This is a genomic window from Paraburkholderia sp. BR10882 (assembly GCF_040948855.1).
Taxonomy (GTDB): Bacteria; Pseudomonadota; Gammaproteobacteria; order Burkholderiales; family Burkholderiaceae; genus Paraburkholderia; species Paraburkholderia nodosa_A.
Genome location: NZ_JBFPKP010000011.1, coordinates 117,376 through 131,046, shown reverse-complemented (window position 1 = coordinate 131,046; position 13,671 = coordinate 117,376). Strand labels below are relative to the sequence as shown.

The 13,671-nt window shown below is 63.8% G+C and carries 14 protein-coding genes; 7 read left to right on the top strand and 7 right to left on the bottom strand.

What is annotated here, in order from left to right; translation table 11 throughout:
• Nucleotides 1-20: 20 nt before the first annotated feature.
• Nucleotides 21-1,598 carry a flagellar filament capping protein FliD gene (gene fliD, locus AB3X99_RS25965; protein WP_342949195.1) on the bottom strand — a complete coding sequence of 526 codons (1,578 nt, stop codon included), beginning with the start codon at nucleotides 1,596-1,598 and terminating at the stop codon, nucleotides 21-23.
• A gap of 145 nt (nucleotides 1,599-1,743) precedes the next feature.
• On the bottom strand, nucleotides 1,744-2,940 hold the full coding sequence (locus tag AB3X99_RS25960; protein ID WP_342949196.1) for a flagellin: 1,197 nt from the start codon (nucleotides 2,938-2,940) through the stop codon (nucleotides 1,744-1,746).
• A 370-nt stretch (nucleotides 2,941-3,310) separates the two neighbouring features.
• Here AB3X99_RS25960 and AB3X99_RS25955 point away from each other — a divergent pair, with 370 nt between their 5' ends.
• Together AB3X99_RS25955 and rpsU are read left to right on the top strand one after the other, a co-directional pair.
• Nucleotides 3,311-4,252, top strand: coding sequence for an aldo/keto reductase (locus tag AB3X99_RS25955; RefSeq protein WP_368618541.1), 942 nt, complete (start codon nucleotides 3,311-3,313; stop codon nucleotides 4,250-4,252).
• A 381-nt stretch (nucleotides 4,253-4,633) separates the two neighbouring features.
• Nucleotides 4,634-4,846 carry a 30S ribosomal protein S21 gene (rpsU, locus tag AB3X99_RS25950; RefSeq protein WP_004198205.1) on the top strand — a complete coding sequence of 71 codons (213 nt, stop codon included), beginning with the start codon at nucleotides 4,634-4,636 and terminating at the stop codon, nucleotides 4,844-4,846.
• Between the two features lie 137 nt (nucleotides 4,847-4,983).
• Here rpsU and AB3X99_RS25945 read toward each other — a convergent pair whose 3' ends face one another.
• Nucleotides 4,984-5,445, bottom strand: a complete 462-nt coding sequence (locus AB3X99_RS25945) for a hypothetical protein (RefSeq protein ID WP_368618540.1) — start codon at nucleotides 5,443-5,445, stop codon at nucleotides 4,984-4,986.
• 294 nt (nucleotides 5,446-5,739) lie between these two features.
• The gene (locus AB3X99_RS25940) at nucleotides 5,740-6,336 is read right to left on the bottom strand and encodes a DNA-3-methyladenine glycosylase I (protein ID WP_368618539.1); all 597 of its coding nucleotides are present in this window, start codon (nucleotides 6,334-6,336) and stop codon (nucleotides 5,740-5,742) included.
• A gap of 179 nt (nucleotides 6,337-6,515) precedes the next feature.
• On the opposite strand from AB3X99_RS25940, the gene AB3X99_RS25935 reads away from it, so the two are divergent.
• Nucleotides 6,516-7,412 carry a BadF/BadG/BcrA/BcrD ATPase family protein gene (locus AB3X99_RS25935; protein ID WP_368618538.1) on the top strand — a complete coding sequence of 299 codons (897 nt, stop codon included), beginning with the start codon at nucleotides 6,516-6,518 and terminating at the stop codon, nucleotides 7,410-7,412.
• Between the two features lie 93 nt (nucleotides 7,413-7,505).
• Nucleotides 7,506-8,327, top strand: coding sequence for a Cof-type HAD-IIB family hydrolase (locus AB3X99_RS25930; protein WP_368618537.1), 822 nt, complete (start codon nucleotides 7,506-7,508; stop codon nucleotides 8,325-8,327).
• Between the two features lie 67 nt (nucleotides 8,328-8,394).
• On the opposite strand, the gene AB3X99_RS25925 is transcribed toward AB3X99_RS25930, so the two are convergent.
• A complete protein-coding gene (locus tag AB3X99_RS25925; protein ID WP_368618536.1) occupies nucleotides 8,395-9,111 on the bottom strand; it encodes a histidine phosphatase family protein in 717 nt (238 codons plus the stop codon).
• A 213-nt stretch (nucleotides 9,112-9,324) separates the two neighbouring features.
• The gene (aqpZ, locus tag AB3X99_RS25920; protein ID WP_069264385.1) at nucleotides 9,325-10,071 is read right to left on the bottom strand and encodes an aquaporin Z; all 747 of its coding nucleotides are present in this window, start codon (nucleotides 10,069-10,071) and stop codon (nucleotides 9,325-9,327) included.
• Nucleotides 10,072-10,371: 300 nt separating this feature from the next.
• Between aqpZ and AB3X99_RS25915 the strand changes: the two genes are divergently transcribed.
• Entirely contained in the window at nucleotides 10,372-10,668 is a 297-nt protein-coding gene (locus AB3X99_RS25915) for an H-NS family nucleoid-associated regulatory protein (protein WP_028203342.1), read from the top strand.
• Between the two features lie 191 nt (nucleotides 10,669-10,859).
• Here the strand turns inward: AB3X99_RS25915 and AB3X99_RS25910 are convergent, their stop codons facing one another.
• On the bottom strand, nucleotides 10,860-11,924 hold the full coding sequence (locus AB3X99_RS25910; RefSeq protein ID WP_069264383.1) for a glycosyltransferase family 4 protein: 1,065 nt from the start codon (nucleotides 11,922-11,924) through the stop codon (nucleotides 10,860-10,862).
• Between the two features lie 596 nt (nucleotides 11,925-12,520).
• Between AB3X99_RS25910 and flhD the strand changes: the two genes are divergently transcribed.
• A complete protein-coding gene (gene flhD, locus AB3X99_RS25905) occupies nucleotides 12,521-12,838 on the top strand; it encodes a flagellar transcriptional regulator FlhD (protein ID WP_069264381.1) in 318 nt (105 codons plus the stop codon).
• A gap of 106 nt (nucleotides 12,839-12,944) precedes the next feature.
• Nucleotides 12,945-13,487 (top strand): flagellar transcriptional regulator FlhC, encoded by a 543-nt coding sequence (gene flhC, locus AB3X99_RS25900; RefSeq protein ID WP_069264379.1) that lies wholly within the window; start codon nucleotides 12,945-12,947, stop codon nucleotides 13,485-13,487.
• Nucleotides 13,488-13,671 lie beyond the last annotated feature (184 nt).

Genomic DNA, 13,671 nt, shown 5'->3' with positions numbered 1-13,671 from the left:
GTCTCTCCTGCTGGATGCGCTCAGCTCTTGTTGGTGGCCAGCGCGCCTGCGCTGTTGGTGCCGCCGAAGAGCTGCGTGAGGTATTGCTGGTTGTTGTTCATCGTCGCCATCAGCGTGTTGAGCGCGGTGAATTGCGCAGTGTACATGCTGGTGAGCTGCGACTGGTATTCCGCGAGATTGGACTGCTGCGTCGAAAGGTTCGTCAGGTCAGTCTGGATCGCGTTCGTACGCGTCGTGATGACGCCCGTGCTCGACTGATAGCTCGTGATGTTGTTATTCAACTGGGCGGCGACGCCGTTAGTCGAATTGAACAGCGCCGCCACGGTCGACTGATTGTTTTGCAGTGCCGTATTCAGCGTGTCGCTGTCGACCGAGAGCGAGCCGTCCGAATTCAGGGTGACGCCAATCGATGCCAGGCTGGTCGTCGTATTGCCGCTCTTCACGCCCGTCGCCACGATCGTCGCGAGCTGGTTCTGGATCATGTTCAGCGTCGAGTCGCCAAGCAGCACGCCCTGCGACGTCGAGGTCGAACTGAAGGACGTGAGCGTCGACATCGTCGTCACGAGCGTGTTGTACAGCGTGACGAAATTGTTGATCGCGCTGGATTCCGCGCTCGTGTTCTGCGCAACCGTAAGCGTTTGTGCGCCGCTGCCCGTGCTCGACGTGTCGACCGCCGCTGCGGTGAGGGTCAGCGTCACGCCAGACAGCGCGGTCTTTACGGTGTTCGTCGTGCTGGTCGCGCCCGTGCCGTCGATCGTGAAATAGGCGTCCTGTGCGGCCGTGGACTGTGTCCAGTTGGTCGTGTTGGAGATCGTCGACTGGTTAGCGGTGAGGTTGGCGGAAGTCGCGCTCGAGCTCGTGATCGCCGTACCTGCCGTGGTCGTCACGGCGAGGTTCTTCAGTGCGTCGCTGGAATTCGAATCGCTGATCGCGATGCTGATGCCGTTCTGCGAACCGGTCGACGTCGAATGCAGCACAAGGTGCGCGCCGTCGGCGCCGTTGACGACCGTTGCCGTCACGCCCGGATTGTTGGTGGCCGAGTTGATCGCCGATGCAATACCCGCAACGGTGCTGTTGGTGCTGTCGAGCGAGATCGTGGTGCTGGCGCCGTTAACCGTCAGCGTCATCGTGGACGAGCCCGACGCGAGCGCCGTTGTTGCACCGTAGCCGGTCGAGGTGAGCACCTGGGCTTGTGCCACCTGCTTGACATCGAGCGAGTATGACCCTGCTGCCGCGCCGCTGCCTGCTGTGGCGGTGATGCCGGTGCCGCTGAGCGTCGTGCTGAATGCGCTGAGGGTCGTGCCATCCGAGAGCGGCGAGAGGCCTGCCTGAAGTGCGGAAAGCGCGGCGGAAAGCGCGCCGTACGCGGAGATTTCGGTGTTGTCCTGCGTCTGCTCGGCGCTGATCGTGGCGGCCTGGCCGGCGATCTTGGAGTTGACGAGCGCCGTAACGAGCGAATTCACGTCCATCGACGAGTTGCCGGTCGAGCCGCTGACGATCGACTGGGCTGCTTGCTGCAGAGCGGCGTTGCTCGCTGCGGTCGTGGCGGCGACGCTACTTGCGATCGTGCTGGCTGTCGAGCTGGTTACGGTGGACATGAAGGGGCTCCGTGCGTCGGCGTTGCAGTGTGAATCGGTTCAGGTCTGGAAAATGCCAATCGGGAGGTGATCCTCCCGATTGGCTTGCGTTGCGCTCACGGGTATGGCGGCCGGGCGCGCAACGCTTGGGCTACAGAAGCTCGTATTACTGGAGGAGCTTCAGGATCTGCTGCGGCTGCGAGTTCGCTTGTGCCAGCACCGAGATACCAGCTTGCTGCAGCACTTGCGCCTTGCTCAGGTTCGCCGTTTCTTCCGCGAAGTTGGCGTCCTGGATCGACGACTGGGCGGTCGACAGGTCGGTCGACTGAGCTTGCTGCGTCGTGCCGATTGCCGTGAAGCGGTTTTGCGCTGCGCCGAGCGTTGCTTGCAGGTTGTTCAGCGTGTTCAGCGCGTTGTCGATCGACTCCATGGCCATGCTTGCGCCGCTTGCCGTGCTGATGTTGACGTTAGCAACGTCCGTCGGTGCGTTGTACGCGCCGATCTGCGTTTCCATGGCGACACCAGCGGCGGCGGCCGCTGCGGAACCCGCCGAGCCGGCTGCTGCAGCCATAGCCGCCGACATGCCGCCGTCGGTGAGCGTGACCGCCGTACCCGAGCCCTGGAAGCCGCCGCCGGTGCTGCTGGCTTCGTTGGAGGCCGTGAACAGAGCGCCGACCGCCGTCTGGCTCAGTGCCTGGTTGTTCTGGTCCGTGAACGTGAAGCCGCCGCTGCCGTCGGAGACCACATTGACGGAGGTGATCGTTGCTGCCGAGGCTGCGACCGTGGCGCCAGCCGAGCTCAGGCTCAGGCCGCTGAACGTGCCGAGCGTTTGGCCAGCTTGCGGCACGCCGCTGCCGATCGAAGCCGCCGACATGTTTTGCGTCAGGCTCAGGCTGATCGTCTGGCCGACGTTCGCGCCAACCTGGAACGACACGTTACCGAGCGAACCGTTCAGCACGTTCATGCCGTTGTACGTCGTTTGCGACGCGATACGGTTGATTTCCGAAACTTGCTGGTTCACTTCCTTTTGCAGTGCTGCGCGGTCGTCGGAGGTCATCGAGCCGTTGGCCGCTTGCGTAGCCAGCTGGCGGATACGTTGCAGGCTGCTCGTCAGCGACGACAGACCGCTCGATGCCGTTTGAACCAGCGAAACGCCGTCGTTCGAGTTCGACACACCCTGATTCAGACCGTTGATCTGGGTCTGCATGATGTTCGAGATCGCGAGGCCTGCTGCATCGTCAGCTGCGCTGTTGATGCGCTTACCCGACGACAGGCGCGTGATCGCTTGCGACAGCGCGCTGCCCGAGCCCGTCAGGTTCTGTTGCGCGACGAGCGAGTTGATGTTGCTGTTAATTCCGAGCATGGAAATTCTCCTAAGCGGGCTGAAAGCCCGTTACAAGCCACTATGGCCGCGGCGGGTGCAATCTTTCATTGCTGGCCGCCTCAGTGAAGGTTGTCGGCGTGGGTAAAAAAAACTTGAGGGGAAGCACCGACAATCGAGACCTCATTTGCGCGGTGCATAAAAAATCCGGTTGCGCCGCGCTTCGTGCTTCCCGCTTCCTTCACGCATTTCTGCGTCTTGCAGTTTGCAAGCGTGTTTACGGCAGGTATCGCGTGTGGTTTAGTGCAGGGCGCCGGTGCACTTCCGCGGCTGCGCGCCCTTGCCCGCTGCAGCGCGCCGCGAGGCGGCGTATCCTCAGCGATTCCCGTCCGCCCTTTCTTCTGGAGGCCCCATGGAACTACGCAGGATCGGCACTTCCTCGTTGCAGGTCGCCCCGCTCATGTTCGGCGGCAACGTCTTCGGGTGGACCGCAGACGAAGCCACCTCGTTCTCGATCCTCGACGCCTTCACCGACGCCGGCCTCAACTTCATCGACACCGCCGATGTGTATTCCGCGTGGGTGCCCGGCAACCAGGGCGGCGAATCGGAGACGATCATCGGCAAGTGGATCGCGAAAAGCGGCAAACGCGACAAGGTGGTGATCGCAACGAAGGTCGCAAAAGATGCACGCCGCCCGGGGCTTTCCGCCGCCAACATCGCGGCTGCCGTGGAGGATTCGCTGCGTCGTCTGCAGACCGATTACATCGATGTGTACTTCTCGCACGAGGACGACCAGAAAGTCCCGCTCGAGGAAACACTCGGCGTGTACCAACGGCTGATCGAGGCCGGCAAGGTGCGGGTGATCGGCGCGTCGAACTACACGGGCGCGCGCGTCGAGGAGGCGCTCGCGGTTGCGACGAAATCCGGTCTGCCCGCGTACCAGATCATCCAGCCCGAATACAACCTGTACGACCGCGCTCATTACGAGGCCGATCTCGAACCGGTGGCCATGGCGCAGAAGCTCGCGGTCGTGCCCTATTACAGCCTCGCGAGCGGCTTTCTCTCGGGCAAGTACCGTTCGCGCGAGGATCTCGCGAAGAGCACGCGCGGCTCGCGCGTCGAAAAGTACCTCGACCACCGCGGCATCCGGATCCTCGCGGCGCTCGACTATGTGGCTGAGCGTCACGGCAGCACGCTCGCGGCAGTTGCGCTGGCGTGGCTGATCGCGCGCCCGAGCATTACCGCGCCGATCGCGAGCGCGACCTCGCTGGATCAGCTGGAGAGCCTTGCAGCAGCGGTACGGCTGAAGCTCGATCCGGCCGACATCCAGGCGCTCAACGACGCGAGCGCCTGACGGCAAAGGCATTAACCCAGGTGTCCTAATCGACAGGGCGGGCGCGGCGGCCGCGGCAAGCCGCGCAAGTCCCTGAGTAGACTCAAGAAACCCTGGTCAGGCGGATCTTTTCCTGATATCATTGGGAGTGAATTGAGATCTTTGCCTGTTTTGTTGCCGTGTTCGTTACTGTTGGCGGCCGCAAACCGGCGGTCAGGTGTGTTGCAGCAAGGTCGACCTGATCGCGTTCCGCTGTGAACCCCCTACTTCTCTTTTCCGGCCTCCGTGGCCGCCTTGCCTCTCGTTCGGCCCCAGCGTGGCGAACGACCGGAGGGCCGGCGCGTGAGCGGCTTTGACGCTCGCGCCTTTGAACCGTATTAAGCGATTTGAGTTAGGAAATACATGACGACGATTCTTCTGAAGGAAAACGAGCCGTTCGAAGTGGCGATTCGCCGCTTCCGCCGTGCAATCGAAAAGAACGGCCTGATCGCCGAGCTGCGTGAGCGTCAAGCTTACGAAAAGCCGACGGCAGTTCGCAAGCGCAAGAAGGCAGCTGCTGTTAAGCGCCTGCACAAGCGCCTGCGCAGCCAGATGCTGCCGAAGAAGCTCCACTAAGCTTTTTCGCTTTTCGGTGTTCCGCCAGACGGCGGCGCATGCTTCGCAAGAAGCTGCGCCGCCGTTTGCGTTTGTGCCTATTTGCGCTTAGAAACTCCGCGCCGATGCGCAGCGCGTGTTGCGCGTGCCGGCCGATTTCAGGCAGCGTTCTTCAGCTGCGCGGGCGACAAGCCGAACTGCGCGGCAATCGAACAAAGGCGTTCGCGCCATTCCCACACGCCAAACACGTCGTGCACGTTCTGCAGGCAACTCAGCAGAGTGATCGTGGCGGGGTCGTATATGTTGATATGGGCGCGCAGCAGCGCCTTCTTCAGCGCGGCGACGCCCACATCCATATAGAGCGGCACGTCGTTCGTCTCACGGCCGAGGTAGCGCACGGGTATGCCTTCCATGGCGCTCATATAGTCGCGTGGCCGGATGAAGCTGCCGACCGGGCAACCGCCGCCATAGCTGTGCGCGCTGCCGGAGCCGCCGCCACAGCCACCGCCCCGGTAGGCGCCGCCTCCGCGTGGGAGAAGTGCCGCGCGCCCCTGGCCAAAGAGATGGGCCACCGCGCGGTCGAAGATTTCCTGATGACTCAGGAAGTGGACGTTTTTCATTTCAACCCCCTGTTGCCCAGCTGCCGGGCACAGGTTAATTCCCTTCTAATGCGGCGCCGCCGGCCTTCCAGCCGACATCCCTCACCGTTCCCCTGACGCGTCTGCATTCACTTCCCGTTATAACGGCACGCCAGCGGAAAACCGTGGGGTGGCGCACCGTAGCGATCAAAAATTGGGTTGGCCAGTGCCGGGCGCAGTCGCGCCGGCGTGCCACAAAGCCATGCGGGACGAAGGTTTCCAAGGCGCGTCCTGCCTCGCTCGGGAGTTACCCGAGTCGCGCAAGTGTCACTGCGCTCAGGAGCGGCGCTTCTTTTTGCCAAGCGCCGCGCAGGCCTTGCGGCACATGCAGTCGCGCTCATGGTCGTTGACCATGCCGACAGCCTGCATGAACGCGTAGCAGATCGTCGTACCAACGAATTTGCAGCCGTATTTTTTGAGCGCCTTGCTAAGGGCGTCCGAGACTTCGGTAGACGCTGGTGCGTCGCGATACGAGGCAAGGTCGTTCTGGATGGGCGTGTCGTTCACGAACGACCAGACAAACTTCGCGAGCGAGCCGTGCTCCGTCTGGATTTGCTGCACGGCGCGGGCGTTGGCGATGGCGGCCTCGATCTTGGCCCGGTTGCGCACGATCGAGGCGTCCTGCATGAGCGTTTCGACGTGTTTGGGCGTAAAGCGCGCAACCTTCTCGATGTCGAAGTCGGCGAAGGCGCGGCGATAGCCTTCGCGCTTGTTGAGTATCGTGGACCACGAGAGCCCTGCCTGCGCGCCTTCGAGCACGATCGTTTCGAACAGATGCTGGTCGTCCCGCGACGGCACGCCCCACTCCTCGTCGTGGTATTGCACATACTGCGGCGACGCGCCGGCCGATACCCAGTTGCAGCGGTGTGTCACGGTAAGTTCTCCTTGCGAGACATCGTTCGAGCCACGCAAGCATAGCGGATCGGTGCAGCGCCGCCACCCTGGCCGGATGGCCGATTGTGCGAACCCGGGGAAGCCGTTAGTCTCTGCGGCACGACAAGAATTTTGGCTTTCGAACCGGACTCACAGGCGCGCGAGGCGCGGCGGACACCATGCAGAAATACACCTGGTTGATTGGCGTGGACGGCGGCGGCACGGGCACGCGCATCGCGCTTGGCGACGCGAACGGCGTCGAACTCGCGCGCGCGGCTGCGGGGCCGTCGGGGCTCGGGCTCGGTATCGCGCGGGCCTGGCAATCGATCGAGGAGGGCTGCCGCGCGGCGTTTGCGCACGCGGGGCTTGCGTTCGACTGGTCGCAATGCGTGCTTGGCTGCGGGCTCGCGGGCGTGAACAACCCCGACTGGCTGGCGCCGTTTCTCGCTGCCGCTCCTCCCGTGGCCGGACTGGCGGTGGAAAGCGACGCCTACACGACGCTGCTGGGCGCGCACGGCGGCGCGCCGGGCGTGGTGGTCGCCCTCGGCACGGGCAGCATCGCAGCGGTGCTTGGTGAGGACGGTCAGTGCCGCATTGCGGGCGGTTTCGGCTTTCCCTCGGGCGACGAAGCGAGTGGCGCGTGGTTCGGCCTGCGCGCGATCGTCTGGGCGCAGCAGGCGCTCGATGCACGCGTGCCCATGGACGACTTCGCACGGGCCCTCCTCGCACACGCGCGGGCCACCGATCGCGACAGTCTCATCGTATGGCAGTGCGCGGCCAACCAGACAGCTTACGCCAGCCTCGCACCGGTCGTCCTCGCGCATCGCGAACATCCGTTCGTCGCTAAGCTGCTCGCCGAAGCCGGCGTGGAAATCGCGAAACTCATCACCGCGCTCGATCCTTCGGGCGAGCTGCCGGCGGCGCTCTCGGGCGGCCTTGGGCAACCGCTGCGCGAGTGGGTGCCGCAAGCGGTGCGCGATCGCCTGCGCGCGCCGCTCGCCGATTCCACGTCCGGCGCGCTTCGCCTCGCGCAGATGGAGGCCCAGCGGCTGGCGCGCGCTGCTGCGGACAACTGAGCGGCAAGTGAGAAAGGGCGCGAACGTAGGTCAAGGGCATAGCCGTGCCGCAGATGCTACGATTCAACGTTTCCCGCTGGCTGTCTGATCACCATGTACAAGGTCATTGCAACCGATCTCGACGGAACGCTGCTCAATAGCGACCATCAGGTCGATCCGTTCACGGTTGCCACGCTGGGCGCACTCGATGCGCAGGGGCTGCCGTTCGTAATCGCGACCGGCCGCCACTATTGCGACGTGGCCGGTATTCGCGACGTGCTCGGCATCCGGCCATATCTCATCACCGCGAACGGCGCGCGCGTGCACGCACCCGACGACACACTGATCCACGCGAGCAATCTGAGCGCGCCCATGGTCGAGCGTCTGGTCGCCGCCGACACCGTGGGCGAGCACGGCCGCGTGATCGTGAGCATCTATACCGACGACGCCTGGCTCATCGACCGCGACGCGCCCGAACTGCTCGCGTATCACCAGGACTCGGGCTTCGAGTACCGCGTGGCGGATCTGCGCGATTACGCGGGCGCAGGCATCGCCAAGGCGCTCTATATCGGCGATCCGGCAGATCTCGCGCACGTCGCGCAGAATCTCGCGCGCGAGTTCGGCGACGCGCTCTACGTCACCTATTCCCTGCCCGATTGCCTCGAAGTGATGGTGGCCGGCGTTTCGAAGGGCCGCGCGCTGCGCGTCGTACTCGACCGGCTCGGCGTGGACGCCGCGGGTTGCGTCGCGTTCGGCGACAACATGAACGATATCGACCTGCTCGAAACGGCGGGTCATCCGTTCATGATGAACAACGCCAATCCCGATCTCATCAAGCGACTGCCTCGGGTGCCGCGCATCGGCAACAACTTCGAAGCCGGTGTCGCGCATCATCTTCGCAAGCTGTTCGCGCTCAGCGACGAACTCGCGTCGTAATTCACGCGGGCGCGGTCGCTAGCGCCGCCACCACCTCGATTCCATTCGAACGATAACCGCGGGACGATTACTGCGCGGCGGGCAGTTGCGCGCACGGGCAGTCGTCCGCGCGACCGTCGAGCCCTTCGCGCTCGTGCGAGAAACGCGCGCGCGCGGCGCCGCCGCTCCAGTCGATACGCACCACGTAAATGCTGTCGAAGTCCGCGCTCTCCCAGCGCGGTACGTCGTTCGCGCTGCCGCCGTGCGCGGTGACGACGCGGCGTACGAGCGTCTCGATTTCCCGATGCTCCCATGCAACGAGCACGGTGCGGCCGCGCCACTGCGGATCGACGAGTGCGCTTTGCAGCGCGTCGATCTTCGAATAGCCATACGGCGTCTGGACCGGCATGCCGAACTGGATCGCGGTCGGCTCGATCGTCGCGAGCGGGCGCACGTAGTTGTAGGCATGGCCGTTGTCTTCCTTTTGCTCGCCGGGGTCGGGCGCGTAGATCGCATCGGGCTTGCCGTACTTGGCCGCGATCACGGCCGGCAGCGCAAGCGCTCGGTTCAGCCCCTTGCAGTTAAGTTGGCCGAATCCCTCTGGCGGCTTTTCACCGTGCCTCACGAAGATGAGCGTTTCGACGTTGCGCGTGGCTGGCGCGCTGCTCGCATTCGTCTGCGCTGTCTCGCCGGCGTTAGCGGCTCCGTTGGCGTGTGGCAGCGGCGCGCAGGCGCATAGCAGTGCGCTCAGCGCGGCGGCGAGCGTCGAGGCGATCCGGCCTGGCCGGGGGCGTGAGCGCTTCATGCTGGGCGTGATGCTCCAGGTCGCAAGACAATGGGAAGGTCGCCCGATTCTAGCAGCGCAGCCGTCACGGGCCCGGCCAGCAGCGCACCCGGAGCGCCCCGCGCTCAGCAAGACAAACGGGCGCCGAAGCGCCCGTTTGCAACTGCACGGAGAACGTGTCGCAATGCGGCGCGGCTCGGGCCGCGCGGACGTGTCAGCGCGCGTCAGAGGCCGTCAAGCCGTCTCGCGCGCGCCGACCGCCGCCACCGCTTCGCCCCGCCCCGCCACCGCCGGGTACACGATGCCTGCGATCACTGCGCCGACGATCGGCGCGACCCAGAACAGCCACAGCTGCGAGATCGCCTCGCCGCCCACGAACAGCGCGGGGCCGGTCGAGCGTGCCGGATTCACCGAGGTATTGGTGACGGGAATCGAGATCAGATGAATCAGCGTGAGGCACAGGCCGATGGCGATCGGCGCGAAGCCTGCGGGTGCGCGCTTGTCGGTTGCGCCGAGAATGACGAACAGGAAGACCGCGGTCATGACCGCTTCGCACACGAACGCGGCGCCCATGGCGTAGTGTCCCGGCGACTGCTCGCCGTAACCGTTGGTCGCGAAGCCGCTCGCGACGAGGTCGAAGCCGGGCTTGCCCGTCGCGATGAGCGCAAGCACGAAAGCGCCGATCACCGCGCCCACCACCTGCGCGGCGATATAGGGCACGAGGTCGCGCGCCGGGAAGCGGCCCGCCACGGTCAGGCCCACGCTCACGGCGGGATTCAGATGGCAGCCCGAAATGTGGCCGATGGCGTAGGCCATGGTGAGCACGGTCAGGCCAAAGGCGAGCGACACGCCCACGAACCCGATCCCGAGTCCGTGAACCGGCCCGGCGAAGTTGGCCGCGAGCACCGCGCTGCCGCAGCCGCCCAGAACGAGCCAGAAAGTGCCGATCAGTTCGGCGATGAGCCGCCTGGATAAGTGCATTGCGTGACACCTCGAAAAGTCGATTTTTGAAGGGGCCGCGTAAAGCACCGGCACCGGGAAATGCCAGATTCTAGGCAGTCGCCCTTTTCGATGCTGTCAAGGATTGTCAATTTCGACGTAATTGATCGAATTATTACGATCGATGTGTACGCAATTGCGCTGGAGTCGGTCGAACGTTAAATTGAAGAATAGCGTGAAAAAGCAGTATTAATAGCGATTGCGAATTCCGTTATTTACGTCTAATCTCCGATCGAGCCGGTTTCAAGAGCAGGTTTCAAGAGCAATGAAGGGGGAATAGAAATGTCGCAATATACAGAGATCAAGGCGCAGATCGCAAAACTCCAGGCTCAGGCCGAAGAGGCGCGGCGGACGGAGATCGCGGACGTCATCGCCACGATCCGGGAAAAGATCGCCGAATACGGCCTTTCCGCCCAGGACCTGGGCTTTGCCGAGGCCGCGCGCCGCGGGCGTCCGCCGAAAAAGGCGCCGCTGCCTGCGCGCTATCAGGACCCCAAGTCCGGCGCGACCTGGAGCGGCCGCGGCAAGCCGCCCAAGTGGATCGCGGGCAAGAACCGCGAACGCTACCTGATCGCCTGACGCATGCCGCCGGGGAACAGCCCGGCCGTCATAGCGGTGTAGCCGAAAATGCAAAAAGAGCCGCATGTTTCATGCGGCTCTTTTTTGTGAGTCTTCTGTAATCAACGCGTAATGGCGCTATTCAGCGACTCGCAAACGATTCACGTCGCGCATTCGTCTGGATTTATCGCGAAATCTGGAATGCTTCGCACTCAACCGGCGGCGACGCGACGCAGTACCGGACGCTGTGCGGCTTCGATCAGCGCCGTATAAGTGTCGACATAATTGCCGGCCATGATGTGCGACGTAAAGCGGTGTTCGAACTGGTTGCGAATCGCCACGCGCGAAAGCGAATCGATACTCTGGAGCGCGGCCACGGCGCCTTGCACGTCCTCGACGACATAGCCCGTCACGCCCGGGTCGATCACTTCCGGCACCGAACCGCGATTGAAGGCGATCACCGGCGTGCCGCAGGCCATCGCCTCGATCATCACTAGGCCGAATGGCTCGGACCAGTCGATCGGGAACAGCAGCGCTTTCGCACCCGAAAGGAACGCGGGCTTCTGCTCTTCGTTGATCTCGCCGACGAACTCCACGTGGGCCTGCGAAAGCAGCGGCTCGATCTCGGTCTTGAAGTAGTCCTGGTCGACCTTGTCGACCTTGGCGGCGATCTTCAGCGGCAGGCCGGAGAGCGCGGCGATCTTGATCGCCGTGTCCACACGCTTTTCCGGGCAGATCCGGCCGAGGAACGCCAGGTACTCGGGCTTGCGATCAGCTTGCGGCGTGAGCAGGTTCTTTGGCAGTCCGTGATAGATCGTGTTCTGCCACGCGGCCTGCGGCAACGGCTGGCGCTGCGAGTCCGAAATCGAGATGACCGGTGCGTTCGGGAACTGCTCGAATACCGGTTGCAGCTCCGGCAGGTCGAGGCGGCCGTGGAGCGTCGTCACGAACGGCGTGTCCATGGTCGTGAAGAGCGGGAACGGCAGATAGTCGAGGTGGAAGTGCAGCACGTCGAATTCGTGCGCGACGCGGCGCACGCGCTCGAGCAGCACCATGTGCGGCGCCAGCGCGTCGCGGATCGTGGGGTCCAGACGCAGTGCGCGCGGCCAGGCGGCTTCGAGGTTTGCCGAGGTGACCGAATCGCCGCTGGCGAACAGCGTCACGTCGTGGCCGAGGTCGACCAGCGCTTCGGTCAGGTAGGACACGACGCGCTCGGTGCCGCCATAAAGCTTGGGCGGAACGGCTTCATAAAGTGGCGCAATTTGTGCGATTCGCATTGTTCGATCTCCTGGCAAAAAAGCCGCGTGTGCAACGAACTCTGTGATGCGGCACTGCGGCGGTACAACGGTATCGGGTTATCCCTGAGACCGATTATGGCCATTTCGCGGCCCGACACACGCGGTTTTGCAAACGCTTAAAGTTGTTACAGCGGGATACAGCAGGTGTAAGAGGCCATTGCAAAGCGTGACGCGGCTTGGGCGCGCATTGCGCAAGCCGCGTGCCCGCTGCGCCGGAACAAGGGTCAAAAGGCACGCCGCGAGTGACGCGCGCGCAGCGAATAGCACGCACGCGTGACGCATCCATGAAAAAGCCTATAATTAACCGATAAATCCGCGGCCTATGCGCATGACATGACGCGCCCCGCCTCCCGCCGCTGCTCCCGCCTCTTTGTCAGAAAAATTCCTACACGTTTGCGAAACTTTTTCTCGCAACGCGTCGCGGCATCCGTCCGATTTCCATTTGTTCCCGCCCCAGCCACAATGGACCCACGACCATAAACAGGCCGTTCGGATGCACTTGAGTCGTATCTGGGCGAGCAAACGTTTTCCGCGGGCGGTCTGACCAGCCGCCGCGATTTGATTCGGGGGAATCCATGAGCGCGACGACGCACAGCGACATGCTCAATGAGATCAAGGAAGTGAACCTGTCGTATCTGTTGCTCGCGCAACGTCTTTTGCGCGAGGACAAGCCGACGGGCATGTTCCGTATGGGCATCTCCGAGCAGTCTGCCGAGGTGCTCGCTAATCTCACTTTCGCGCAGACCGTACGCCTTGCCGCATCGAACCAGCTGCTTTGCCGCTTCCGGTTCGACGACCACGCCATCCTGAGCGCGCTTGCCGACAAGGGCAAAACCGCGCTGACGCACTCGGCGATCATCATGGCGGGCCAGGACGTCGAACAGATCGGCTGAACCGCTTCGCCCAGCGCCGCAGCGCGCTGCGGCGCATTGCACCCTTGCTGCCCGCGAACGGCGGCAGGGGCCAGGCGCATTCCATTGCGGCTTCCAACGGGTGTCTATGGCGACAAAGAGTGTGGTGCAGGAGGTAAAAGAGATCGCGCTCGCAATCGAGCTGATCGAACTGGGCGCGCGTTTGCAACTGCTCGAAGCGGAGACCTCGCTCTCGCGCGACCGGCTCATCCGGCTTTACAAGGAAGTGAAGGGCGAGTCGCCGCCCAAGGGCATGCTGCCGTTTTCGACCGACTGGTTCATGACCTGGCAGCCCAACGTCCATTCCTCGCTGTTCTACAACACGTTCATGTTCATGAGCCGCCACGCGCGCTGCGAGCCGATCCACGCGATCGTGAAGAGCTACCGGCTCTATCTCGAGCACCTGCGGCTGCATGACGAAACGCCCGCGCTGAGCCTCACGCGCGCCTGGACGCTCGTGCGCTATTTCACCTCGGGCCTCCTGCAGATGACGCCATGCAGCCGTTGCGGCGGCCGCTACGTCGCTCACGCGCACGACCCGCAGCGTGGCTTCGTCTGCGGGCTGTGCCAGCCGCCCTCGCGGGCGGGGCGCACACGGCGCAACGCGCTTGCGTCGCAGATCGCCGCTTGAGGCAGATCAACGCCGCTTGTCCCTGATCGATGCGGTTTGCCGCACTCCATGCAGGCCGGGACTCCGGATAAACCCGGCCCGTCCCGGCGCAGAGGCCCCTGCGGCTTCGCCGGAAGGCGCGTGCCGCAAGCACGGCGCATCGTCACACGCAGTCATAGACACGAATTGCAATCCCTTCCCGCGC